Here is a 24476-nt window from a genome sequence, read left to right as displayed (position 1 = left end):
CGTGACCGCCGTGACAAGGCGCTGGCTCGTGCTGTTCGCCTGGGCCAATCTGGTCGCCAACATCGGGATCGTCGTCACCGGCGGCGCTGTGCGGCTCACCGGCTCGGGCCTCGGCTGCCCGACCTGGCCGCGCTGCAGCGACGAGTCGTACGTGCCGCACGGCGAGCTCGGCATCAACGGCGCCATCGAGTTCGGCAACCGGATGCTCACCTTCGCGGTGGGCGCGATCGCGATCGCCGCCTTCGCGGCGGCCTGGCGCAGCGGGGACAAGCGTGCGCGGCTGCTTGCCCTGCTGATCGGCCTCTACATCCCGGCGCAGGCGGTGATCGGCGGGATCACCGTGCTCACCGACCTCAACCCGTGGGTCGTCTCCTTCCACTTCCTGTCGTCGATGGTCATCATCGGCCTGTGCGTCGTGCTGCTCGACCACCTGCTCGCCGGGCCCCGCTCGGAGGCCGGGCCCCGCACCCGCGTCCTCACCTGGACGGTTTTCGCGCTGGGCTGGGTCGTGCTCTACCTCGGCACGGTCGTGACCGGCTCCGGCCCGCACTCCGGCGACCTGGACTCCAAGCGCACCGGCCTCGACCCCCAGGTCATGTCGCACGTGCACGCCTGGGCGGTCTACGTCCTGGTGGCCGTCACGGTGGCCACCCTCGCCGTCGCGTGGCGGACCGGCCGCCCGCTGCTGCGGACGGCCGGCGTCGCGCTCCTCGCGCTCGAGCTGGCCCAGGGCGTCGTCGGGTTCTGGCAGTACTTCGCCGACCTGCCCGAGCTCCTGGTCGCCACTCACATGCTCGGCGCGGCACTCACCTCGGCGGCGATCACCTGGGTGGTGCTCGCCGCGAGGGCCCGGGCGGATGCGGCCTGACCGGCGGTCCCAACCCGCCGTCGGCGGCGCCACGTCGACACCGGCAGGGTCGCGTCGAGCCCCGGGACGTCGTACGCCATCAGACGCACACCGCTGGCCGAGTCGAGCAGGCCGAACACGATCCGGTCCGCGCCGGGGCTGCCGACGGGCTGGCCGAGGTCGGCGTAGGTGGTGGTGACGACCTCACCGCCGAAGACGTCGCGGTAGTGCGCCAGAGCCGCGCGCGCCGTACCGGGGAGGTTGACGTGGGTCGTGGTGGTGAGGGTCATCGTCTCGTTCCTGGATGTCGGATGCGTCGCGGGCGGTCGCCCGCCGGATGAGCCTCACCCCGATAGCGGACGATGAGTGTCCTCCACCTGGACCAGAATGGCGCCATGACCGGAGCCTCCGCCCGTGCCCTCACGCTCCTGTCGCTGTTGCAGGCCCGCCGGGACTGGCCCGGCCGGGTCCTCGCCGATCGGCTCGGCGTGACGACGCGGACCGTCCGCCGCGATGCCGGCGGACCTTCCGGCTGGACCGGATGACCCCACGCACGCCCTCCGGCCCTCGGTTCACCCCACGCGTCATCCCCACCGGCGACGCCGCCACCTTCGTCGAGGCCCGCGCCCGCGGCACCGAGGCCGGCGGCTGGCCCTGCACCGGGCAGCTCGTGCTGGCGCTGCCCGCCACAGGACGGCGAAGTCGGTCCTCGCGGGAAGCGACGGCGACGGAGCGAAGAGAGCGACGAAGGAGCGACCGGAGCCGGAGGAGCCGAGTCTTGCCGCGAGCCGACGGTGTGACCGCCAGGCGGACCGGGCGCCTACGTGCCTCGACCGCGTGCGCGGCAGCGCGGCGCGAGGAACGAGCGACGCGCTCGCGCTATCCAGCTCAGTGCAGCAGCGGGTCGATGGCCACCGCGACGAACAGCAGCGACAGGTAGAGGTTCGACGAGTGGAACAGCCGCATCGGCTGGAGCACGCTCAGCTCGTCGGAGGTCCGGGCCCGGCGATGCAGACCGTGGGCCTGGACCAGGAAGACCGCGCCGAGGACCCCGGCCGCGATCGGATAGAGCGGGCCGGTGTCGGCGACGGGCCACAGGACCAGGGAGGTCGCGACCATCACCCAGCTGTAGACCACGATCTGCAGCGCGACCGAACGCGCCGGCTTGACCACGGGCAGCATCGGGACGTCGACCTGGGCGTAGTCCTCGCGGTAGCGCAGGGCAAGCGCCCAGGTGTGCGGCGGCGTCCAGAAGAAGACCACGGCGAAGAGCACGATCGGCACCCAGGAGAGCTCGCCGGTGACGGCGGTCCAGCCGATGAGGGCGGGGAAGCAGCCGGCGATGCCGCCCCACACGATGTTCTGGGTGGTGCGTCGCTTGAGGAGCATCGTGTAGACGAACACGTAGAACGCGTTGGCGCTGACCGACAGCACCGCCGAGAGCGGGTTGACCCAGACCGCGAGGATCACGGTCGAGAGGATGCCGAGCACGGCGCCGAAGACGAGCGCCGCGGCCGGCGTGACGATGTGGCGCGGCAGCGCCCGGCGCCGGGTACGCCGCATCTGCTCGTCGATGTCGCGGTCGTAGACGCAGTTGAAGACCGAGGCGGACCCGGCGGACAGCGTGCCGCCGGCGACGGTCGCCAGCACCAGGCCGAGCGGGGGCACACCACGCGCCGCGAAGAACATCACAGGGACCGTGGTGAGGAGCAGCAGCTCGATGACGCGCGGCTTGGTGAGGCCGACGTACGCCATGACCACGTCGCGGAAGGTCGCCTCCTGCGGTCCGTCGCCGTCAGCCAGCAGATCGCGGCTGGTGGGATCGACGTAGGTCACGGCAATGGTCCTCGGCTGGCCTCACGAACAGGGGTAGAAGCGGTCCGAGTGTAGCCCGAGCACGTCGTGGAGCAGAAAGCGGATGGGCCCGAGATGACCACCGGCGACGGCGGGTCGTGGCGCGCGGCCGGCCGCGCGGCGGACCGGCACCACGCGAGTATCCGTCTCCCCGCACCGCTCGGTAGGCTCGGAGCCATGATCCCGGAGCTCGAGTGGACCGACCTCGACCGCAAGGCTGTTGACACCGCCCGCGTCCTCGCGATGGACGCCGTCCAGAAGGTCGGCAACGGCCACCCGGGCACCGCGATGAGCCTGGCGCCGGCGGCGTACCTGCTGTTCCAGAAGGTCATGCGGCACGACCCCGCCGACCCGGCCTGGATCGCCCGCGACCGGTTCGTGCTCTCGTGCGGTCACTCCTCGATCACTCTCTACACCCAGCTCTTCCTCGGCGGCTTCGGCCTCGAGCTCGGCGACCTCGAGGCGCTGCGCACCTGGGGCAGCAAGACCCCGGGCCACCCGGAGGTCGGTCACACGGTCGGCGTCGAGGTCACCACCGGCCCGCTCGGCCAGGGCCTGGCCAACGCGGTCGGCATGGCGATGGCCGCACGCCGCGAGAAGGGCCTGCTCGACCCCGACGCCGGCGACGGCCCCTCGCTGTTCGACCACCACGTCTACGTGCTCGCCTCCGACGGCGACCTCGAGGAGGGCGTGACCAGCGAGGCGTCCTCGATCGCGGGCACCCAGGAGCTCGGCAACCTCACGGTCATCTACGACGCCAACCGGATCTCCATCGAGGGCGACACCCACATCGCGTTCAACGAGGACGTCGCGAAGCGCTACGAGGCCTACGGCTGGCACGTCCAGACCGTCGACTGGACCGGCAACGACCACTCCGACCTCGCCCACTACGAGGAGGACGTGCCGGCGCTGTACGCCGCGCTCAAGGCTGCCGACGAGGTCACCGACAAGCCCTCGATCATCGTCCTCAAGACCGTCATCGCCTGGCCCGCGCCCAACGCCCAGAACACCGAGGCGGCCCACGGCTCGGCGCTCGGCGCCGACGAGGTCGCCGCCACGAAGACGGTGCTGGGCTTCGACCCGGAGAAGAGCTTCGAGGTCCCGGCCGACGTCCTGGCCCACACCCGCAGCCTGGTCGATCGTGGCAAGGCGTGGGGCGCGGAGTGGGACGTGGCGTACGACGCCTGGGCCGCGGCCCACCCCGACCGCGCGGCGCTGCTCCACCGCCTCAAGGACCGCCGCCTCCCCGACGGCGTCGAGGAGGCGCTGCCGGTGTTCGAGGCCGACGCCAAGGGCGTCGCGACCCGGGCCGCCTCCGGCAAGGTCATCAACGCGCTCGCGCCGATCATGCCGGAGCTGTGGGGCGGCTCGGCCGACCTCGCCGGCTCCAACAACACCACGATCAAGGACGCCCCGTCGTTCCTGCCTCTCGACCGCTCCGTGGAGGAGTGGACGGCCGATCCCTACCAGGGTCGCGTCATCCACTTCGGCATCCGCGAGCACGGCATGGGCGCGATCATGAACGGCATCGCCGTCCACGGCGGCACCCGCATCTTCGGCGGCACCTTCCTGACCTTCTCCGACTACATGCGCGGAGCGGTCCGGATCGCGGCGCTGACGAAGGCTCCGGTGGTCTACGTCTGGACCCACGACTCGATCGGGCTCGGCGAGGACGGGCCCACCCACCAGCCGATCGAGCACCTCGCCGCCCTGCGCGCCATGCCGGGCCTCGACGTCGTCCGCCCGGCCGACGCCAACGAGACCGCCGCCGCCTGGCTGCAGGTGCTGCGCAACACCGACCGCCCGGCCGGCCTCATCCTCAGCCGCCAGAACGTCCCGACGTTCCCGCGCGGCACCGACGGCTACGCGACCACCGACGACGTCGCCAAGGGCGGCTACGTCCTGGTCGACGCCGAGGGCGGCGAGCCCGACGTGGTCCTGATCGGCACCGGCTCGGAGGTCCAGTACGCCGTCGCCGCCCGCGAGCAGCTCGCCGCCGAGGGCATCCGGGCCCGCGTGGTGTCGATGCCGTGCCTGGAGTGGTTCGACGCGCAGACCCAGGCCTACCGCGACGCCGTCATCCCCCCGACCGTCAAGGCGCGCGTCTCGGTCGAGGCCGGGGTCAGGCAGGGCTGGCGCGAGTACGTCGGCGACGCCGGCCGGATCGTCAGCATCGACCACTACGGTGCGAGCGCCGACGCGGCGACGCTGTTCCGCGAGTTCGGGTTCACGCCCGAGGCGGTCGTCCAGGCGGCCCGCGAGAGCCTGGCGGCAGCAGCGCGCGACTGAACCACCGCACCCACCGCAACAGGAGGAACTGATGACCGATCGACTCAAGGCCCTCGCTGACGCGGGGGTGTCCATCTGGCTCGACGACCTGTCCCGCGAGCGGATCGAGACCGGCAACCTCGCCGAGCTCGTCCGCGACCAGTCGGTCGTGGGTGTCACGACCAACCCGACCATCTTCGCCGGCGCCATCGCCGACGGCGAGCGGTACGACGCACAGGTGCGCCGCCTCGTCCAGGACGGCGCCGACGTCGACCAGGTGATCTTCGCGCTCACCACCGACGACGTCCGCAACGCCTGCGACATCCTGGCGCCGGTGGCCGCCGAGACGTCGGCCGACGGGCGGGTCTCGATCGAGGTCGAGCCGACCCTGGCCAACGACACCGACGGCACCGTCGCCTCCGCCAAGGCGCTGTGGGCGGCCGTCGACCGTCCCAACGCGCTGATCAAGATCCCGGCGACGCTGGAGGGGCTGCCCGCGATCACGGCCGCCATCGCTGCCGGCATCAGCGTCAACGTCACGCTGATCTTCTCGGTCGAGCGCTACCGCGCCGTGATGGACGCCTACCTGACCGGTCTGGAGCAGGCCCGCGATGCCGGCGTCGACCTCGCCACGATCCGGTCGGTCGCGTCGTTCTTCGTCTCACGCGTCGACACCGAGATCGACGCCCGCCTGGAGAAGATCGGCTCCGACGAGGCACTCGCCCTGCGCGGCCGGGCAGCGGTCGCCAACGCCCGGCTCGCCTACGCGGCCTTCGAGGACGTCACTGCCTCGGCGCGCTGGCAGGCCCTCGCCGACGCTGGCGCGCACCCCCAGCGGCCGCTGTGGGCGTCGACGGGCGTGAAGAACCCGGCGTACCCCGACACGCTCTACGTCACCGACCTCGTCGTCTCCGACACCGTCAACACGATGCCGGAGAAGACGCTGCAGGCCTTCGCCGACCACGGCGACGTCACCGGCGACCAGGTCACCGGCAAGGGCGCCGAGGCCCAGGCGGTGTTCGACCAGCTGGCCGCCGCCGGCGTCGACCTGGACGACGTGTTCGTGGTGCTCGAGACCGAGGGTGTCGACAAGTTCAAGGTCTCCTGGACCGAGCTGGTCGCCACCGTCCAGGCGCAGATGGACAAGGCCAAGGACTGACCGTGGCGGCGGCTCCCGTCGACCCGACCACGACCCCGGCCTGGGGCCGGCTCACCGAGCTCGCCGCCGGCTTCCGGCCGGACCTGCGCCGTACCCTCGCCGACGCCGACTGGGTGGCCCGCTCGACGATCCGGGCGGGCGACCTGCGGGTCGACCTGTCCAAGAACCTGGTCACCCCGGAGATCTGGAAGGCGCTGCGCGCGCTGGCCGAGGAGGTCGGACTCGCGGCTCGCCGCGACGCGATGTTCCGCGGCGAGCACATCAACGCCACCGAGGACCGCGCCGTCCTGCACACCGCGCTGCGGCGAGCCGTGGGGAGCCGCCTCGACGTCGGCGGGGCCGACGTGGTCGAGGAGGTGCGGGCGGTCCTCCGCCGGGTCTACGCCTTCGCCGATGACGTCCGCTCGGGTGCGTGGCTCGGCTTCACCGGGCTCCCGATCCGCACGGTCGTCAACATCGGCATCGGCGGCTCCGACCTCGGCCCCGTGATGGCCTACGAGGCGCTCCGGCCCTACGTGCAGGCCGGCCTGGAGTGTCGCTTCGTCAGCAATATCGACCCGACCGACGCCGCGCAGAAGCTCGCCGGGCTCGACCCCGCCACGACCCTCTTCATCGTCTCGAGCAAGACCTTCGGGACGCTGGAGACGCTCACCAACGCCCGGCTGTGCCGGTCGTGGCTGCTCGACGGGCTGGGCGCGGGTGAGGCGGCGGTGTCCCGCCACTTCGTCGCGGTGTCGACGGCCCTCGACAAGGTCGAGGAGTTCGGGATCGACCCGGCCAACGCGTTCGGGTTCTGGGACTGGGTCGGCGGCCGCTACTCCGTCGACTCCGCGATCGGGACCTCGCTCGCGGTGGCGATCGGACCCGAGCGGTTCGAGGAGTTCCTCGGCGGCTTCCGGACCGTCGACGACCACTTCCTGAGCGCGCCGCCGGAGCGCAACGTGCCGGCCCTGATGGGTCTGCTCAACGTCTGGTACGCCAACTTCCTCGGCGCCCAGTCACACGCGGTGCTGCCCTATGCGCAGTCGCTGCACCGCTTCCCGGCGTACCTCCAGCAGCTCACCATGGAGTCCAACGGCAAGAGCGTGCGCTGGGACGGGTCCCCGGTCACGACCGACACCGGCGAGGTGTTCTGGGGCGAGCCCGGCACCAACGGCCAGCACGCCTTCTACCAGCTCATCCACCAGGGCACCCGGCTGATCCCGGCGGACTTCATCGGCTTCGCGACGCCGGCGTACCCGTTGACCGACGGCGACACGGACGTGCACGAATTGCTGCTCGCGAACTTCCTCGCCCAGACCAAGGCGCTGGCGTTCGGCAAGACCGCCGACGAGGTCCGCGCCGAGGGCACGCCGGAGGCGATCGTGCCCGCCCGCGTGTTCCCCGGCAACCGGCCGACCACCTCCATCCTGGCGCCCGCGCTGACGCCGTCCGTGCTCGGCCAGCTGATCGCGCTCTACGAGCACATCACCTTCACCCAGGGCGTCGTGTGGGGCATCGACAGCTTCGATCAGTGGGGCGTCGAGCTCGGCAAGCAGCTGGCCGTGCAGATCACGCCCGCCCTCGCCGGCGACCCCGCCGTGCTGGCCGAGCAGGACCCGTCGACCCGCGCGATGATCGACTACTACCGGGAGCAGCGCGCACGATGACCGAGACCCCCCAGCCCCTCATCGAGGTCCATGCCGACGCCGGTGTCCTCGCGACCGCCGTCGCCGGCGAGCTCCTCAACCGGGTCGCGGACGCCCAGGCCGCCGGCCACGTCCCCCAGATCGGGCTCACCGGCGGCACGATCGCCGATGCCATCCACCGCGAGATCGCCCGTCTGGCCCCCGCCTCCGGCGTCGACTGGGGGGCCGTGGTGCTGTGGTTCGGCGACGAGCGCTTCGTCCCGGCCGACTCCCCCGACCGCAACGTCAACCAGGCCCGGACCGCCTTCCTCGACGAGGTCGCCGCGTCCCGGGTCCACACCGCTCCCTCCTCGTCCGAGGCCGGGTCGGTCGAGGAGTCCGCGGCGTCGTACGCCGACACGATCCGGGCCCAGGGCAGCGGTGAGTTCGACGTCCTCATGCTCGGGGTGGGGCCCGACGGCCACATCGCGTCACTGTTCCCGGGGCACGCCGGCCTGGCCGCGGTGGACGCCGTCACCGTCGCCGTCCACGACTCCCCCAAACCACCGCCGGAGCGCGTCAGCCTCACCTTCGAGGCACTCAACCGCGCCCAGTCCGTGTGGTTCCTGGTCAGCGGCGAGTCGAAGGCGGACGCCGTACGCCGCGCCCTCGCCGAGGTCGCCCCGGCCGACGCCGACACCGGCGCCGCGCTCCGCGAGACGCCCGCCCGCGGGGTCTCCGGCCGGGCCGAGACAATCTGGTTCCTCGACGCCGCCGCAGCCTCTCTCATCTAGCGCGACCCGGCGCAGATTGAACTCGCGCCGGCGCTGACCCGGCGCAGATTGAACTCGCACCGGCGCTGACCCGGCGCAGATTGAACTCGCGCCGGCGCTGACCCGGCGCAGATTGAACTCGCACCGGCGCTGACCCGGCGCGATCCGGCCGTGACTCACGCACTCATCCACAGGGCGAGTCACCCGATGATTGCTCCACAGGCTGCCATGGGCACGCCGTCGTCATGAGAAGAACTGAGCTCGAGGGACTGCCCTACCTCCCGGATGGCTTTCCCCTCCCCCTGAATGTCCCCTTCACCACGGCCATGGCCCGCAGCGAGGCCGGCCTCTGGCCCACCGATCTGACCTGGCTGGTCGAGCAGGGGTTCCTGCGGCGGCTCGTCGAGGGCGTGTACGTCGCGAACCCGGTGCCAGACAGTCTCGAACTGCGCTGCGCCGCGCTGCGGCTCGTCGTACCCCCGGACGCCGTAATCTGCGACCGCCACGCCGGCTGGCTCCACGGAGCCGAGATGGTGCTCGCGCCGAACGAGCACATCCACATCGCGCCGGTCCGCGTGTTCCTGCCCTCACCGGGCCGGCGACTGCGCAACGGCCTCGCCGACAGCGGCGAGCGAGCGTTCACCCGAGGCGACGTGGTCGACGTGAACGGGCTGCGGGTCACCTCCCCGCTCCGCACGACCTGGGACCTCGGCCGCCACCGGTACGTCGAGCGGTCCCTGGCCGCGATGGACCAGATGCTCCGCCTCGGCGTCTTCTCGAAGGACGAGCTGGTCGCCGGCGTACCCCGCTTCCGGGGCATGCGCTGGGTCCGGACACTGCGCGTGATGTCCGGCTACGTCGACGGCCGTGCCGAGTCACCGCCCGAGTCGATCCTGCGGCTGCGCTGGATGCAGGCGCACCTGCCGACCCCGGTCCCGCAGCTCGAGGTGTACGACGACCTCGGCGAGTTCCTCGCCCGGCTCGACGTGGGCAATGCCGAGCTCTGCTTCGCCGCGGAGTACGACGGCGACGAATGGCACACGAGCCCTGAGCAGCTGGAGCACGACCGACGCCGCCGGGCCGCGGTGGAGTCGGCGACGCCGTTCGTCGTCAAGGCGCTGCGCAAGGACAACCTGTTCGGACCGCGAAGCGACGTGGAGGCCATCCTCCGTCGCGGCGTCGTGGAGGCGCGACGGCGGTCGGGGCGAGCGTGGTGACCACGATGCCGTTCAATCTGCGCCGGGTCGACGGCTCCTCGAACTCAATCTGCGCCGGGTCGACGGAGATCAGAGTTCAATCTGCGACGGCTCGGCGCGAAATCAGGTTCAATCTGCGCCGGGTCGGTCAGAAGATGATCTCGCCGGACTTGCGGCGGGAGCGGAGCAGCTGGATCGCCTCGTCGAGGATGACCTCGGCCTCCTTGTCGGAGCGGCGCTCCTTCACGTAGGCGAGGTGGGTCTTGTAGGGCTCGATCTTCGGCGCCGGGGGCGCGTTCTCGGAGTCGAGGCCGGCAGGCAGCCCGCACTTGGGGCAGTCCCACGAGTCCGGGACGGACGCCTCGACGGAGAAGGTGATCACCGAGCGGTGGTCGTTCGCACAGAAGTACGTGACCGCCTGACGAGGGGCGGCCTCGCCACGCTCGGCCTCGCCCATCGGACCCGCACCGACGCGACTACCGCGGATCGCGCTTCCACCACCAGCCAACGGATTCTCTCCTCAAGCCCTCGGACGCCCCCGGCCTCGCCGGGTGCGGGTTGCTAGACGGTCTGTGCTGTCAGTTCTGATAGGCGAGCAGGAGGCCCAGCGCGATCACGCAGGCGAACCAGATCACGCCCACCCCGACCGTGAAGCGGTCGAGGTTGCGCTCCGCGACCGAGGAGCCACCCAACGAGCTCGACACGCCGCCGCCGAACATGTCCGAGAGGCCGCCGCCGCGACCCTTGTGCAGCAGCACCAGCAGGATCATGATCAGGCTCGTCAGAATGAGCAGCACAGTCAGAAGCGTCGACACGCGAGGAATCCTACGTCAGACCTGGTGCTAGGACAGCACCGGCATGTCGTAGAACCGGCAGATTCCGCCGAACTCGTCGACCTCGAGGCTGGCACCGCCGACCAGCGCGCCGTCGACGTCCGCCTTGGCCATGATCCCGGCGACGTTCGCGGCCTTCACCGAGCCGCCGTAGAGCACGCGGACGGCGTCGGCCGCCTCGTCGCCGAACGACTCGCGGACCTGACCGCGGATGGCGGCGCAGACCTCCTGGGCGTCGTCCGGGGTGGCGACCTCGCCGGTGCCGATCGCCCACACCGGCTCGTAGGCGATGACGAGCCCCGCGACCTGCTTCTTGGAGAGCCCGGCGAGCGAGCCCTCGACCTGCGCCATGGTGAACGGCACGTGCTCGCCGGCCTGCCGGACCTCCAGGCCCTCGCCCACACAGACGATGGGCGTGATCTTCTCGCCCAGGGCGGCCTTCGCCTTGGCGTTGACGACCGCGTCGGTCTCGGCGTGGTACTGCCGCCGCTCGGAGTGGCCGACCACGACGTACGTGCAGCCGAGCTTGGCGAGCATCGCGGCCGAGATCTCGCCGGTATAGGCGCCGGCGCCGTGCTGCGACACGTCCTGGGCGCCGTACCTGATGGAGAGCCGGTCGCCGTCGATCAGGGTCTGGACGGAGCGGATGTCGGTGAACGGCGGGATCACCGCGACCTCGACCTTGCCGTAGTCGTGGCGCTTGTCGGACAGCGTCCACGCCAGCTTCTGCACGAGGACGACGGCCTCGGCATGGTTGAGGTTCATCTTCCAGTTGCCCGCCATCAGCGGGGTACGTCCAGCAGCGGCCATGTCAGGCGCCTTCCTCTTCGAGAACCGGTCCGTCGAGGACCGTCAGACCGGGGAGCTCCTTGCCCTCGAGATACTCCAGGCTGGCGCCGCCCCCGGTCGAGATGTGACCGAACGCGGCCTCGTCGAACCCGAGCGTGCGTACGGCGGCCGCGGAGTCGCCACCGCCCACGACCGAGAGGCCGTCGACCTTGGTCAGCGCGTCGGCGACGGCACGGGTCCCCTCGGCGAAGGCGGCCTGCTCGAAGACACCCATCGGGCCGTTCCAGAAGACCGTCCGCGCGTCGGACAATGCCGCGGCGAAGGCGGCCGCGGAGTCCGGGCCGATGTCGAGGCCGAGGCTGTCGGCGGGGATCTCCGACGCGGGTACGACGCGGGCGGAGGCCTCGTCGCCGAAGCTGTCGGCGACCACGATGTCGGTGGGCAGCACGATCTCGACGCCGAGCTCCTTCGCCCGGGCCTGATAGGCGCGCACCGTGTCGAGCTGGTCCTCCTCGAGCAGGCTCCGGCCGACCTCGAGCCCGTCGGCCTTGAGGAAGGTGAAGACCATGCCGCCGCCGATGAGCAGCTTGTCGGCCTTGCCGAGCAGGTTGTCGATCACGCCGAGCTTGTCGGACACCTTGGAGCCGCCGAGCACGACGACGTACGGCCGCTCGGGCGCGACGGTCAGGCGGCGCAGCACCGCGACCTCGGCGGCGACGAGGCCACCCGCGGCGTGCGGGAGCCGCTGCGCGACGTCGTACACGCTGGCCTGCTTGCGATGCACGACGCCGAAGCCGTCGGAGACGAAGGCGTCGGCGAGGCCCGCGAGCCGGTCGGCGAAAGCGCCGCGCTCGGCATCGTCCTTGCTGGTCTCGCCGGCGTTGAACCGGACGTTCTCGAGGAGCGCGACCTGGCCGTCGGCGAGCCCGGCGACGGTCTCCTGCGCCGACGCGCCGACGGTGTCGGTCGCGAAGGCGACCGGCGCGCCGAGCAGCTCGCCGAGACGGGCGGCGACGGGCGCCAGGGAGTACGCCGGGTCCGGCTCGCCCTTCGGCCGGCCGAGGTGCGCGGCGACGACGACCCGGGCGCCCGCCTCGGCCAGCGACCGGATGGTCGGGACGCTGGCGCGGATCCGGCCGTCGTCGGTGATCCGGCAGGTGCCGTCCTCTTCGCGGTCCAGCGGGACGTTGAGGTCGGAGCGGACGAGGACGCGCTTGCCGCGGACGCTCTGCAGGAACTCCGGGGCAAGGCCGTTGAAGTCGGTCACAAGCGTCAGAGCCTAGCCGTGGCGCTCAGAGGCTCGCGCCCACGTGCAGGATGAGGTCGGCGAGCCGGTTGGAGTAGCCCCATTCGTTGTCGTACCAACCGGCGACCTTGACCTGGTTGCCGATCACCTTGGTGAGCGGTGCGTCGAAGACGCACGAGGCCGGGTTGGTGACGATGTCCGAGGACACGATGGGGTCGGTCGAGTAGACGAGATAGCGGCCGTCGGCGGCCGCCTTGACGATGGCGTTGACCTCCTCGACGCTGGTGTCACGCGGCGCCTCGAAGGAGAGGTCGGTCAGCGAGCCGGTGGGCGTCGGGACCCGCAGGGCGTAGCCGTCGAGCTTGCCCTTCATCTCCGGCAGCACCAGGCCGATCGCCTTGGCGGCGCCGGTGGAGGTCGGCACGATGTTGATGGCGGCGGCCCGGGCCCGGCGCAGGTCCTTGTGGATGTTGTCCTGCAGGTTCTGGTCGGCGGTGTAGGCGTGCACCGTGGTCATCAGGCCCTTGACGATGCCGAGGCCGTCGTTGAGCGCCTTCGCCATGGGGGCCAGGCAGTTGGTCGTGCACGACGCGTTGGAGATCACGGTGTGCGCCGCCGGGTCGTAGCTGTCCTGGTTGACGCCCATCACGACGGTGACGTCCTCGTTCGAGGCCGGTGCCGAGATGATGACCTTCCGGGCACCGCCGCCGTCGACGTGCGCCCGCGCCTTGGTGGCGTCGGTGAAGAAGCCGGTGGACTCGACGACGACGTCGACGCCGAGATCGCCCCAGCCCAGGGCCGCGGGGTCGCGCTCGGCGAAGGCCCGGATCTCCGTGCCGCCGACGATGATCGCGGTGTCGGTGGACTCGACCGCGGCGTCGAGCGGCCCGAGGATCGAGTCGTACTTCAGCAGGTGGGCCAGGGTCGCGTTGTCCGTGAGGTCATTGACTCCGACGATCTCGATGTCGGCGCCGCTCGCGCGCACCGCGCGGAAGAAGTTGCGGCCGATGCGACCGAATCCGTTGATTCCTACACGAACAGTCACTGCGAACCTCCTGGGAGAGCGGGACCTACATCGGTCCTCCGACCCTATCCCGCACCGCCGCACGGCCGGAGGGCGGATGTGATCCGCGCCACAGGCCGGATCAGGACAGCGGCCGCCGAGGTCAGCCCGGCGCCGAGGTCAGCCGTCGCCGGCGAGCATCTCGGGCGTCAGCGACGCCTCCGTGTCCGGGACGCCGAGGTCCTCGGCCCGCTTGTCGGCCATGGCGAGCAGCCGCCGGATCCGGCCGGCGATGGCGTCCTTGGTGAGCACCGGCTCGTGCAGCTGGCCCAGCTCCTCCAGGGAGGCCTGCTTGTGCTCCAGCCGGAGCTCACCGGCCATCCGCAGGTGGTCGGGCACCTCGTCGCCGAGGATCTCCATCGCCCGCTGCACCCGCGCGCCGGCGGTCACCGCGGCGCGGGCCGAGCGTCGCAGGTTGGCGTCGTCGAAGTTGGCGAGCCGGTTGGCGGTCGCTCGCACCTCGCGGCGCATCCGCCGCTCCTCCCAGGCCATCAGGGTCTCGTGGGCGCCGAGCCGGGCCAGCAGCTGGCCGATGGCGTCGCCGTCGCGGATGACCACCCGGTCGATGCCGCGCACCTCGCGAGCCTTGGCCTGGATGCCGAGGCGGCGGGCCACGCCGACGAGGGCGAGGGCGGCCTCGGAGCCGGGGCAGGTCACCTCGAGGGAGGACGACCGGCCGGGCTCGGTGAGGGAGCCGTGGGCGAGGAAGGCCCCGCGCCAGGCGGCGACCGCGTCGCAGGCACCGCCGGAGACCACCGCGGGCGGCAGACCCCGGACCGGGCGGCCGCGCTGGTCGAGCAGGCCGGTCTGGCGCGCCAACGCCTCGCCGTCCTTGACGACGCGCACGATGTAGCGACTGCCCTTGCGCAGCCCGCTGCCCTGCACCATGACGACCTCGGAGCCCTGGCCGTAGATCTCGGAGATGTCCTTGCGCAGCCGGCGCGCGGCGGCACCGGTGTCGAGCTCGGCCTCGACCACGATCCGGCCGCCGACGATATGGAGCCCACCCGCGAACCTCAGCATGGACGCGACCTCGGCCTTGCGACAGCAGACCTTGGTCACCGGGATGTTGGCGAGCTCCGCCTTGACCTGTGCCGTCATCGCCATAGGGGCGATCCTCCCACGTGGGTCAACAATCCGACGCCTCGAAGATCCGTGCGTACGCCGCCGCGAGCTTCACCGGGTCGTGCCGAGGGGCGCCGTCGCCGGCCGCGACGTCGTCGACGACCAGCCGGGCGCCGAGTGCGGCCACCGTGTCCTCGAGCTCACCCAGCCCGTCCGCCACCGAGCGGCGGTCGGCGACCACCACGTCGATGCCGAGATCGGGAGCGTGCTCGGCCAGGACGGCGAGGTGGTCTGCCGGCCCGAAGCCGCCGGTCTCCCCCGCCTGCTCCTCGAGGTTGAGGACCACCACGAGGCGGGCGGCCGTGGTGACCAGCGCCTCACGCAGTCGGGGCACGAGCAGGTGCGGCAGCACGCTCGTGAACCACGATCCGGGACCGAGGACGACCCAGTCGGCCTGCGCGATCGCGTCCACGACGGCCGGGCTGACCTCGGGGTCCGGGGGGACGAGCGCGATGGAGGTGATCACACCGCCGGTGGTCGCCACCTCGACCTGGCCGTGCACGGACGTCAGCCGGTCGGGCCGGTCGGGCCTCAGGCCGCGCACCTCGGCGGTGATGTCCATCGGAGTCATCGCCATCGGCAGCACCCGTCCCTTGGCGCCGAGCAGCCGCCCGACCCAGTCGAGGGCGTCGACGTGGTCACCGAGCAGCTCCCACAGTCCGACGATCAGCAGGTTGCCCACCACGTGGCCGCGCATCTCGCCGTCGCCGGCGAACCGGTGCTGCAGCACCCGGGCCCAGGTGGCACCCCACTCGTCGTCGCCGCACAACGCGGCCAGCGCCATGCGCAGGTCGCCGGGCGGAAGCACCCCGAACTCGCCGCGCAGCCGGCCGGACGAGCCACCGTTGTCGGCGACCGTGACGACGGCCGTCAGCTCGTCCACGGTGAGGTCGTCGACCAGGTGCCGCAGGGCGCTCAGCGAGGCGTGCAGACCGTGGCCGCCGCCCAGCGCGACGACCGCCTGCGCCCGCTGGTCGGCCCCGAGGTGGCCGGAGCTCACTCGCGCCCCAGGTCGCGGTGGATGGCGCGGGTGACGTGCCCCAGCGCCCCCAGCCGACGGGCGACCTCCTCGGCCGTCGCGACGCTGCGGTGCTTGCCGCCGGTGCAGCCGATCGCGACCCGCATGAACCGCTTGCCCTCGCGCACGTAGCCCTCGGCGACCCCCGACAGCAGCGGCACGTAGGCGTCGACGAACTCCTCGGCACCCGGACGGCCCAGGACGTAAGCCGCCACCTCGGGATCCTGCCCGGTGCGGGGCCTGAGCTCGGGGACCCAGTGCGGGTTGGGCAGGAAGCGCATGTCGGCGACGTAGTCGGCGTCGACCGGGATGCCGTACTTGAACCCGAAGCTGATCACCGAGACGCGCAGCCGGGTCGCCTCCGACGTACCGAACGACTCGGCGATGCGGTCGGTGAGCTGGTGCACGTTGAGGCTGGTCGTGTCGATGACGAGGTCGGCCTCGGAGCGCAGGTCGGCGAGGACGACGCGCTCCCGCTGCAGGCCGTCGAGCAGGCGACCGCCCTGCTGGAGCGGGTGGGGGCGGCGGGCCGCCTCCTGACGGCGGACCAGCACCTCCTCGGTCGCGTCGAGGAACACCAGCGTGGTGACCCGACCGGCGACGCCGTGGGCCAGCGCGCTGCGCAGGCCCTGGAAGAAGGAGCCGGAGCGGACGTCGACCACGACGGCGACCGGCTGGGCCGGGCCGTGGCTCTCGTCGACCAGGCGCACCACCTCGGGCAGCAGGCTGGGTGGGAGGTTGTCGACGACGAAGAAGCCGAGGTCCTCGAGCTCCTTCGCCGCGGTGCTGCGGCCCGCGCCGGTCATGCCGGTGACGACCACGAGCTGCCCGTGCGTCTCATCCATGGGCGTCATTGTGCCCAGTGCCCCCGCCCAGGGCCTCCTTGATGGCACCTGCCGTGCGGGGGCCGACGCCGGGCACCGCCGCGATCTCCTCGACCGTGGCCGCGCGCAGCTTGCGCAGCGAGCCGAAATGGCGCAGCAGCGTCCGGCGGCGCACCTCGCCGAGCCCGGGGACGTCGTCCAGCAGGCTCTCGACCATCGACTTCGAACGGCGGTTGCGGTGGTGGGTGATCGCGAAGCGGTGCGCCTCGTCGCGGACCCGCTGGAGGAGGTAGAGGCCCTCCGAGGTGCGCGGCAGGATCACCGGATCCTCCTCGCCCGGCACCCAGACCTCCTCGAGCCGCTTGGCCAGGCCACAGATCGGGATGTCGTCGATGCCGAGCTCGTCGAGGGCCCGTTGAGCGGCCGCGACCTGGGGCGCACCGCCGTCAACCACGACCAGCCCGGGCGCGTAGGCGAACTTCCGCGGTCGGCCGGTGTCGGGGTCCACGAGCATCGGGCCGGTGCCGGCCCCCGGGTCGCCCGGCCGCAGCTCGGAGCGCGCCTGCTCGTCGAGCAGGCGGCGGAACCGGCGGGTGATCACCTCGTGCATCGCCTTGACGTCGTCGGAGCCGTCCTGATCCTTGATCACGAAACGGCGGTACTCGCCCTTGCGCGCGAGCCCGTCCTCGAAGACGACCATCGACGCGACGATCTCGGTGCCCTGGATGTGGGAGACGTCGTAGCACTCGATGCGCAGTGGCGCCTCGTCGAGGTCGAGCGCCTCGGCGATCTCGGTGAGCGCCCGGTTGCGGGTGGTGAGGTCGCTGGCGCGCTTGGTCTTGTGGAGCGCGAGCGACTCGGTGGCGTTGCGCGCGACCGTCTCCTGAAGGGTCCTCTTGTCGCCGCGCTGCGGCACCCGGATCTCCACCTTCGACCCGCGCAGGTCGGACAGCAGCTGCTCGAAGGTCTCGTGCTCGGCCGGCAGCGCGGGCACCAGGATCTCGCGCGGTACGGCGTCGCGGACGTCCTCCGGCGCGACTCCGGCGTACAGCTGGAGCAGGAAGTCCTCGACCAGCGCCGCCGCGTCGCCGTCGTCGGTGCGGTCGGCGACCCAGCCGCGCTGGCCACGGATCCGGCCGCCGCGGACGTAGAACACCTGGACCGCGACCTCGAGCGGGTCCTCGGCGAGCGCGATCACGTCGGCGTCCGAGCCGTCGCCGAAGACGACGGCCTGCTTCTCCAGTGCCTTGTTCATCGCGCCGAGGTCGTCGCGCAGCCGCGCCGCCTTCTCGAAGTCGAGCGCGTCGGAGGCGGCGTACATCTCCTGCTCGATGCGCTTCATGAACGGCCGGGTGCGGCCGGCCATGAACTCGCAGAAGTCGTCGACGATCGCGCGGTGATCCTCGGGCGACACGTTGCCGACGCACGGCGCCGAGCACTTGTCGATGTAGCCGAGCAGGCACGGACGCCCGATCTGGCTGGAGCGCTTGAACACACCGTTGCTGCACGAGCGCATGGGGAAGACGCGCAGCAGGATGTCGACGGTCTCACGGATCGCCCAGGCATGGCCGTAGGGGCCGAAGTAGCGGGTGCCCTTGCGCTTCGCGCCGCGCCCCACCATGACCCGCGGGAACTCCTCGGACACGGTGACCGCGAGCCACGGGTAGGACTTGTCGTCGCGGTACTTCACATTGAAGCGCGGGTCGAACTCCTTGATCCAGGAGTACTCCAGCTGCAGCGCCTCGACCTCGGTGCCGACGACGGTCCACTCCACCGAGGTCGCCGTCGTGACCATGCTCGCGGTGCGCGGGTGGAGGTTGCCGATGTCCTGGAAGTACGAGGACAGGCGGGCCCGGAGGTTCTTGGCCTTGCCGACGTAGATGACCCGCTGGGTGCGGTCGCGGAACCGGTAGACCCCCGGCTGAGTGGGGATCGAGCCGGGCTTGGGCCGGTACGACAGCGCGGGTGACACGACGCCAACCCTACGGACCACCACCGACACGGACCGGACACGGACCGGCCGTCCTTCCATAGCATCTTTAGTCGCGTGCTTTACTAGACATATGCGATGTCGGGACGCCTACGGCTACGAGCTCACCACCGGGCCCCTGGCCGCCGACGCCTACGTCGGCGGCATCCGTGACCTGCTCCGGCTGCGCACCGGCGCCGCCGACCGGATCGCCACGGCGATCGCCCTCGACCCGACCTTCGCCGTGGGTCATGCGGCCCTCGCCCTGCTCGGGCACGAGATGTGCGTGGAGGTCGACCTCACGGCCCGTCTTGCCGACGCCCGGCTGCACGCCGCCCGGGCGACCGAGCGGGAGCGCAGCCACGTGCACGCGATCGAGCGGCACCTGCAGGGCGACCCCGCTCCCCTGGTGGCCCACCTGGCGTCGTACCCACGGGACGCGCTGCTGCTCTCCGTCGCGATGCCGACCATCGCCTTCGCCGGTGTGACCGACGTCCCGGAGACGGCCTGGCGGATCGTCGAGGACGCGGCGCCGGCGTACGGCGACGATCCGTGGATCACCGGGCTGATGGCGTTCGTGCGCCAGGAGCAGCGGCGCTTCGACGAGGCGATGGACCTGTCGTGCCGCTCCCTGAGCGCCGAACCGTCCGGCGGGCACGCCGCCCATGCCCGGGCGCACGCCCACTACGAGACGGGCGACCACGTGGCCGGGCTGACCTGGATGGACGCCTGGATCGACGGCGACGGAGCCGCGACGGACAGCCTCACCCACTTCTCGTGGCACGCCGCCCTCCACGAGCTCTCGGTCGGTGACCTGGCCGCCGTGCGGGCGCGGTACGACGCGCAGCTCCAGCCTCGCCACGCCGTCGGCTGCCGAGCGCTCGTCGACAGCGGCTCGCTGCTGTTCCGATGGGCGATCACCCCCGATGCGACCGACGTGCCCTCGCTCGACGAGGTGGTCGCCAGCACCGGCCGCGGGGTCCTCGAGCGGCCGGGCACGGCCTTCCTCGGCCTGCACGCCGCGGTCGCCCTGCTGGCCGTCGACGACCGGCCCGGCCTCCAGCGCCTCGCCACCTGGTGCGCCGGGCACTCCAACCCCACGCACCGCGAGGTCGTCGCGCCCCTCGCCGCAGCCCTCGGGCTGCTGGCGGCGGGCAGCTGCTCGGCAGCCGCCGACCGTCTCGCCGCGCTGAGCGGGTCGACCTGGCGCCTCGGCGGCTCCGACGCCCAGCGCGAGATCGTCGAGGAGGCCCGGATCGCCGCGCTGCTCCGGGCCGGCCGGTACGACGATGCCCGACTGGTCCTCGACGCCCGGCTGGACCGGCGGGCCGCTCCGCGGGACCAGCGCTGGCGAGCGGCGGCGGCACCGGCCGCCGCCGGGCGATGAACCGAGCGACACCCACCGCAGGTTCCTCGACTCCAGAACCTGCGGCTCGTGTCATTCGACGCCGCCGCTGCCCAGCCAGGCTGGCTCAGGCGGCGAGGATCCGGTCGTCCTCGACCGTGATCTCCACGGTGGCCAGTGGCCCGCCGGCCGGTCCCCCCTCGACCTCGCCGGTGGTCGCCGAGTAGGACGAACCGTGGTTGGCGCAGCGGATCGTGCCGTCCTCGACCGAGGTGACGAGCAGGCTCTGGTGGGTGCAGACGGCCGTGAACGCGAGGAACGTGCCTGCCGTCGGCTGGGTGAGGACGATCTTCTCGTCGGTGAGGACGATGCCGCCGCCGACGGGCACCTCCGCCGTGGTCGCGAGCTCGGCGCCCGCCGCGACCTGCGGACCGGACGACCCACCGTCTCCGCCGTCACCGGCGCAACCGGCCAGCGCGGCGGCCACGCCGAGCGCCCCGAGGCCGGAGAAGACGATGCGGCGGCTGGCGCGGATCTCGCCGATCCCCGTCATGCGCGGCGGACCTCGCCGTCGGCGACCGTGATCGCGACCTCGTCGAGCGGCCCGTTGGCCGGGCCGCCCTCGACCGATCCGTCCGCGGCCGAGAAGGAGCTGTCGTGGCAGGGGCAGTGGATGGAGCCGTCCGACACCGAGCCCACCAGACAACCCTGGTGGGTGCAGATGGCGGCGAACGCCTTGAACTCGCCGGCGGCGGGCTGGGTGACGACGATCTCCTCGTCCTTCAGCACCACGCCACCGCCGACGGGCACGGCGTCGGTGGCGATCAGTCCACGCGCCGCGGCGTCCGCGGTCGTGGTCGCACCCGCCGGGTCGGAAGGTGCGGCAGAGGTCGGCGTCGACGAGGACGCGGTGGTCACCGGGTCCTCGGCAGCCGCGCTGTCGTCGCCACAGGCCGCCAGGAGAGGGGCGCCGACGCCGAAGGTCGCCGCCCCGGTCAGCGCACGTCTCCGGCTCACGGAGGAAGTCATGGCGCCAGGCTACGGGCCCCTCTTGAGAACCGGCTGAGGACCGCGAGCACCCTCCGGGGCGACGTCGATCCAGCGGTCGGACCGGAGACGTTCCTCACCCCGGGAGAGCGGTCATGCCGACGTCCGCGATCCGGAGAGCGCCATTGCTCGCTCGCCGGAGTCTCATTCCTTCAATACCGCCCCGGCGTGGCTCGCCACGATGGGATGCATGAACCTTCGGTTGAACGACTCGCTGCTCGACACCATCGACCTGCGCACCACCCCGCTCCATCTCGGCCTCGGCTGCCGATCACGGCCCGTCGAGGGATTCGCGTTCGAGCCCGCGGCGCTCGAGGCGTACGCCGATGCGGTCGCTGACGACGGTCGCGAAGGACGCCTGGTCGTTCTCATCGACGAGCAGGGCCGGGGCAGCCACTGGGAGAGGCATCCGGGCGGCGAGGAGGTGATCGTCTGTGTCAGCGGAGCGATCACCGTCGTCCGGGAGATCGACGGAGAGGTCCAGGAGGTGACGCTCCAGGCGGGTGAGGCCACCGTCAACCCCGCCGGCGTGTGGCATGCCGTCGACACCGCGGGCGAAGCACGGATTCTGACCATCACCCCGGGGCCCGGTACCGAGCACCGCGCTCGGTGACCCGGTCAGAGCATCTAGTGGGCGAGCGTCTCGCCGCGCCGCCACTGCGTGGGCGTACAGCCGGTGAAGTCGCGCCAGTCCCGCACGAGATGCGCCTGATCCGCGAAACCGGCCGCGGTCGCGATGTGCGACCACGCGAGCTCGTCGTCGCTCGTGGCCAGGGCGTGCGCGTGCTCGAACCGCAGCACCCGCGCAGTCTCCTTGGGCGTCAGGCCGATCTCGTCCCGGAACCGTCTGCCGAGGTGGCGACGACTCCAACCGAGCTCGTCCGCCAAGTGCCCGATCTGGATCGCTCCGCGGGAGCTCAGCAGCCGCCGCCAGGCCTCGGCGACCTCCGGCTGCAGGTGCAGGTCGCGAGCTCGGCCAGCAGAGCGGTCCTGTGCGGCCATGACGAGGACGTCGTCCAGCACGGTGAACCGTTCGTCCCACGAGCGGGCGGCGCGCATCCGCTCGGTGAGTTCCACTGCCCGACGGCCGAGGACGGCGTCGAGATGAAGGACCTCTCCTGCCAGCCCGGCCGACGGCATCCCGAAGAGCGCCCGCGCACCGAGTGGGGTCAGGGAGATGCGGACACCGTGCTGATTGCCGTCGTGACGGATGGCGACCGCCGTCGACGACAGGCCGCCCACGACCGCCTCGAACCGGCCCTGCCGAGCGGTGCACCCCGCGACCTCGACGATGTCCAGCGGCTCGGAGAGCGGAACCACCAGTGTCAGCGACCGCCCCGGCGCACCGCGGTGGATGCCGGGAGCGAATCCGTGCTGCCGGAATCCGACGTACGAGACGACATAGCGTCGCAACGCGGGGCACGGCTGCCCAAGCACCCTCGTCGCAGCACCCACGACCATCTCGCCAATCTACGGGCAAGCCCAAGTCCTTCGTCGCAGGGAGGAACTGAATGATCCGCCTGGCCTGCATCGGTGACAGCCTCACCCGCGCCCAGCTCAGCGCCGACTACGTCGGCCCCCTCGTCGACCTCACGCGTGGACGGATCTCGGCACGCCGCTTCGGCGTCAACGGTGATTTCGCGTGGAACCTGCTCCAACGGCTCGACGACGTCGTGTCGGCGCCTGCCGACGTCGTCACCGTCATGATCGGGACCAACGACGCGAGAGCGAGCCTGCCCGGATTCGACCTCGACCGATGGCGAGCACGCAAGGGCCTGCCCACCGACCCGTCGCCCGGATGGTTCCACGACTGCCTCGGGACGGTGGTGGCGCGACTCAGGTCGGAGACCGACGCACAGGTCGCGCTGGCGTCGATCCCCGTGCTCGGCCAGGACCCGAACGCAGCGCCCGCCGTCGCGTCGACCCGGTACAGCCGGATGATCGCCGAGCTCGCCGCGAGCGAGGACGTCATCTACCTGCCGGTCCACGAGCGACAGGTCGCGGAGCTGGCGAGCCAGCGACCCGCCACCGTGCCGTTCCGGGAGCCCACCGCGGCGGGGCACCTCGCCACCGTTCTCCGGCGCGGGGTGCTACGCCGCGGTCTCGACTCGATCGCCCGCGAGCGGGGCCTGCTCCTGACCGTCGATCACATCCACCAGAACACGCACGGCGCGGCCCTGATCGCCGAGGTGATGCACGCCGGACTCACGCAGGAGGGCTGAGGCGCCGGACGCCGTGACGAGCCTCCGTCGGTCGCGGATCGGTCGCACCGGTCAGTTCGCGGCCGAGGCCCCCGGCTGCAGCTCATCGAGCGAGGTGCAGTCCTGCACTCTCGCCGGCGATGCGAACCAACCACCATCCGCCACCGGGGTGACGATGTAGTCGGACCGACCTACCGAGACCCAGACCGAGCATCAATCCCGGGTCTGGCCGTCACCAAGGCCGCCTGCCCGTCGCAGCTCATCGAGGGAGTTGCAGCCCTCCAATCTCGCCGGCGAAGCGAACCAACCACCACCCTCCACCGGGGTGACGATGTAGTCGGACCGACCTACCGTGGCCCAGACCGGAACGTCACCGCCGGTGGCGAACGGGGCGAAAATCGCCTCGTCGACCGCGAACCTCACCGCGACAGCGTCCACCGCGTCCGCCACCGAGTCAGCGCCGACGGTGTCGGCGGTCGGGAAGCGATCGATGTCGAGCATCGGGACACTGCCCTCGGGGCAGAGCTGCGCGATGACGTCCCCCGCCGCCTTCTTCGACACCGATGGGGAGGCGCTCGAATTCCCCTCATCAGCGTGGGCGACGGTTCCGACGACCCATCCGGATCCAACAACGGCCGACAATGCGGCCACCGACAGTGCAACGGCTGTTTTGTGCCCCGCGTGCTTCTTCAACATCTCACTCTTCCTCTAATTTCTCAGCAACTGCTCAAAGGGCCGATTATGTAGAGCTTCGAACCTGGACTGTAACCCGACTTGTTCCGCGTGACGTTCTTCGTCCACCACCAGGTGGTGCTACCGCCGTTGCTCTCGCCCGTCACTGTGTGGAAGAGACACACATTCTCATTCTTGTATCCCCGCGCCACCAGGGTCGTACTACTGGATGGACCGGTTCGGATCTGCACGCTGTCTTTGGTATATCCGCCCTGATAGACAAGAGCGGTCGCGCCCGCCGCCAGTGAGGCGATCATCAACATCGCTCCCACGCCAGCAAGAACGACCTTGCGATATGACGAAGCTTTCAGACTCATGATCCACAAACTACGGTCGGCGACGGCCGCATTGAAGGTCCACTGGAATACGTCGGCAAATCGAACGGAAACTTGTCACCAATCTGACAACCGAACGGAGATCTCCGCACCCGCTCGCTCTTTTCAGCCCGTTGCCCACGAAGGAGCTAGTGGCGCGGATTTGAAGTTGTTGGACGGTTGGCCTTCTTGAGAATCTCGTCTGCGGTCTTGGTCCAGACGAAGGGGTGGGCGCGCTTGTTCCAGCCCTCGATGTAGGCGCGTAG

General features: G+C 71.4%; 25 protein-coding genes and 2 pseudogenes. 10 read left to right on the top strand and 17 right to left on the bottom strand.

Annotated elements, in window-relative coordinates:
- Position 1 precedes the first annotated feature (1 nt).
- Entirely contained in the window at positions 2-868 is an 867-nt protein-coding gene (locus RB608_RS27200) for a COX15/CtaA family protein (RefSeq protein WP_308091234.1), read from the top strand.
- Here the strand turns inward: RB608_RS27200 and RB608_RS27195 are convergent.
- A complete protein-coding gene (locus RB608_RS27195; protein WP_308091233.1) occupies positions 787-1137 on the bottom strand; it encodes a hypothetical protein in 351 nt (116 codons plus the stop codon). The two genes, RB608_RS27200 and RB608_RS27195, sit on opposite strands and share 82 nt — an antisense overlap.
- Positions 1138-1242: 105 nt before the next feature.
- Here RB608_RS27195 and RB608_RS27190 point away from each other — a divergent pair.
- Positions 1243-1362, top strand: a pseudogene (locus RB608_RS27190) (HTH domain-containing protein); the annotation flags it as partial.
- A gap of 373 nt (positions 1363-1735) precedes the next feature.
- Here the strand turns inward: RB608_RS27190 and RB608_RS27185 are convergent.
- Entirely contained in the window at positions 1736-2683 is a 948-nt protein-coding gene (locus RB608_RS27185) for a heme o synthase (RefSeq protein ID WP_392391064.1), read from the bottom strand.
- A gap of 195 nt (positions 2684-2878) precedes the next feature.
- Here RB608_RS27185 and tkt point away from each other — a divergent pair, with 195 nt between their 5' ends.
- The 5 genes from tkt (at position 2879) to RB608_RS27160 (ending at position 9725) form a co-directional block, all read left to right on the top strand.
- On the top strand, positions 2879-4990 hold the full coding sequence (tkt, locus tag RB608_RS27180) for a transketolase (protein ID WP_308091232.1): 2112 nt from the start codon (positions 2879-2881) through the stop codon (positions 4988-4990).
- A gap of 31 nt (positions 4991-5021) precedes the next feature.
- Positions 5022-6128, top strand: coding sequence for a transaldolase (gene tal / locus RB608_RS27175; RefSeq protein ID WP_308091231.1), 1107 nt, complete (start codon positions 5022-5024; stop codon positions 6126-6128).
- Positions 6129-6130: 2 nt separating this feature from the next.
- On the top strand, positions 6131-7777 hold the full coding sequence (gene pgi / locus RB608_RS27170) for a glucose-6-phosphate isomerase (RefSeq protein ID WP_308091230.1): 1647 nt from the start codon (positions 6131-6133) through the stop codon (positions 7775-7777).
- The gene (pgl, locus tag RB608_RS27165; RefSeq protein WP_308091229.1) at positions 7774-8529 is read left to right on the top strand and encodes a 6-phosphogluconolactonase; all 756 of its coding nucleotides are present in this window, start codon (positions 7774-7776) and stop codon (positions 8527-8529) included. The genes pgi and pgl overlap by 4 nt, the downstream gene beginning before the upstream one ends.
- A gap of 305 nt (positions 8530-8834) precedes the next feature.
- Positions 8835-9725, top strand: coding sequence for a hypothetical protein (locus tag RB608_RS27160; protein WP_308091228.1), 891 nt, complete (start codon positions 8835-8837; stop codon positions 9723-9725).
- A 127-nt stretch (positions 9726-9852) separates the two neighbouring features.
- On the opposite strand, the gene RB608_RS27155 is transcribed toward RB608_RS27160, so the two are convergent.
- The 9 genes from RB608_RS27155 to uvrC all read right to left on the bottom strand — a co-directional run bounded on the left by RB608_RS27155 (position 9853) and on the right by uvrC (position 18574).
- Positions 9853-10212, bottom strand: a complete 360-nt coding sequence (locus tag RB608_RS27155; RefSeq protein ID WP_308091227.1) for an RNA polymerase-binding protein RbpA — start codon at positions 10210-10212, stop codon at positions 9853-9855.
- A gap of 70 nt (positions 10213-10282) precedes the next feature.
- The gene (gene secG / locus RB608_RS27150; protein WP_308091226.1) at positions 10283-10519 is read right to left on the bottom strand and encodes a preprotein translocase subunit SecG; all 237 of its coding nucleotides are present in this window, start codon (positions 10517-10519) and stop codon (positions 10283-10285) included.
- 27 nt (positions 10520-10546) lie between these two features.
- Positions 10547-11347, bottom strand: a complete 801-nt coding sequence (tpiA, locus tag RB608_RS27145) for a triose-phosphate isomerase (protein WP_308091225.1) — start codon at positions 11345-11347, stop codon at positions 10547-10549.
- A gap of 1 nt (position 11348) precedes the next feature.
- The gene (locus RB608_RS27140) at positions 11349-12593 is read right to left on the bottom strand and encodes a phosphoglycerate kinase (protein ID WP_308091224.1); all 1245 of its coding nucleotides are present in this window, start codon (positions 12591-12593) and stop codon (positions 11349-11351) included.
- Between the two features lie 25 nt (positions 12594-12618).
- Positions 12619-13617, bottom strand: a complete 999-nt coding sequence (gap, locus tag RB608_RS27135; protein ID WP_308091223.1) for a type I glyceraldehyde-3-phosphate dehydrogenase — start codon at positions 13615-13617, stop codon at positions 12619-12621.
- Between the two features lie 138 nt (positions 13618-13755).
- Complete coding sequence (gene whiA / locus RB608_RS27130; RefSeq protein ID WP_308091222.1) at positions 13756-14742, bottom strand: DNA-binding protein WhiA; 987 nt, start codon at positions 14740-14742, stop codon at positions 13756-13758.
- 22 nt (positions 14743-14764) lie between these two features.
- Positions 14765-15760 (bottom strand): uridine diphosphate-N-acetylglucosamine-binding protein YvcK, encoded by a 996-nt coding sequence (gene yvcK, locus RB608_RS27125; protein ID WP_308091221.1) that lies wholly within the window; start codon positions 15758-15760, stop codon positions 14765-14767.
- Positions 15757-16623, bottom strand: a complete 867-nt coding sequence (rapZ, locus tag RB608_RS27120; RefSeq protein WP_308091220.1) for an RNase adapter RapZ — start codon at positions 16621-16623, stop codon at positions 15757-15759. Before rapZ ends, yvcK begins: the two co-directional genes overlap by 4 nt.
- A complete protein-coding gene (uvrC, locus tag RB608_RS27115; RefSeq protein WP_308091219.1) occupies positions 16616-18574 on the bottom strand; it encodes an excinuclease ABC subunit UvrC in 1959 nt (652 codons plus the stop codon). Before uvrC ends, rapZ begins: the two co-directional genes overlap by 8 nt.
- A 91-nt stretch (positions 18575-18665) precedes the next feature.
- Here uvrC and RB608_RS27110 point away from each other — a divergent pair, with 91 nt between their 5' ends.
- Entirely contained in the window at positions 18666-19958 is a 1293-nt protein-coding gene (locus tag RB608_RS27110; protein WP_308091218.1) for a pyridine nucleotide-disulfide oxidoreductase, read from the top strand.
- A gap of 85 nt (positions 19959-20043) precedes the next feature.
- Here the strand turns inward: RB608_RS27110 and RB608_RS27105 are convergent, their stop codons facing one another.
- Both RB608_RS27105 and RB608_RS27100 read right to left on the bottom strand, forming a co-directional pair.
- Entirely contained in the window at positions 20044-20469 is a 426-nt protein-coding gene (locus tag RB608_RS27105) for a Rieske (2Fe-2S) protein (RefSeq protein ID WP_308091217.1), read from the bottom strand.
- Positions 20466-20945 (bottom strand): Rieske (2Fe-2S) protein, encoded by a 480-nt coding sequence (locus tag RB608_RS27100; RefSeq protein ID WP_308091216.1) that lies wholly within the window; start codon positions 20943-20945, stop codon positions 20466-20468. Before RB608_RS27100 ends, RB608_RS27105 begins: the two co-directional genes overlap by 4 nt.
- A 208-nt stretch (positions 20946-21153) precedes the next feature.
- Here RB608_RS27100 and RB608_RS27095 point away from each other — a divergent pair, with 208 nt between their 5' ends.
- Entirely contained in the window at positions 21154-21576 is a 423-nt protein-coding gene (locus tag RB608_RS27095; protein WP_308091215.1) for a cupin domain-containing protein, read from the top strand.
- A 14-nt stretch (positions 21577-21590) separates the two neighbouring features.
- Here RB608_RS27095 and RB608_RS27090 read toward each other — a convergent pair whose 3' ends face one another.
- Positions 21591-22283, bottom strand: a complete 693-nt coding sequence (locus RB608_RS27090; protein WP_308091214.1) for a helix-turn-helix domain-containing protein — start codon at positions 22281-22283, stop codon at positions 21591-21593.
- 191 nt (positions 22284-22474) lie between these two features.
- Here RB608_RS27090 and RB608_RS27085 point away from each other — a divergent pair, with 191 nt between their 5' ends.
- Positions 22475-23185 (top strand): GDSL-type esterase/lipase family protein, encoded by a 711-nt coding sequence (locus RB608_RS27085; RefSeq protein WP_308091213.1) that lies wholly within the window; start codon positions 22475-22477, stop codon positions 23183-23185.
- Positions 23186-23377: 192 nt separating this feature from the next.
- Here RB608_RS27085 and RB608_RS27080 read toward each other — a convergent pair whose 3' ends face one another.
- The 3 genes and pseudogenes from RB608_RS27080 to RB608_RS27070 all read right to left on the bottom strand — a co-directional run.
- Positions 23378-23860: a hypothetical protein gene (locus tag RB608_RS27080; protein ID WP_308091212.1), complete on the bottom strand. Its 483-nt coding sequence runs from the start codon at positions 23858-23860 to the stop codon at positions 23378-23380.
- Positions 23861-23880: 20 nt separating this feature from the next.
- Positions 23881-24213, bottom strand: a complete 333-nt coding sequence (locus tag RB608_RS27075; RefSeq protein ID WP_308091211.1) for a hypothetical protein — start codon at positions 24211-24213, stop codon at positions 23881-23883.
- A gap of 146 nt (positions 24214-24359) precedes the next feature.
- A pseudogene (locus RB608_RS27070) lies at positions 24360-24476 on the bottom strand (IS630 family transposase); the annotation flags it as partial.

The organism is Nocardioides sp. LHD-245 (assembly GCF_030929495.1).
In the GTDB taxonomy this organism is placed as follows: Bacteria; Actinomycetota; Actinomycetes; order Propionibacteriales; family Nocardioidaceae; genus Nocardioides.
Note: the sequence above shows the minus strand (reverse complement) of the source record. Positions and strands in the feature narration are given on the sequence as shown.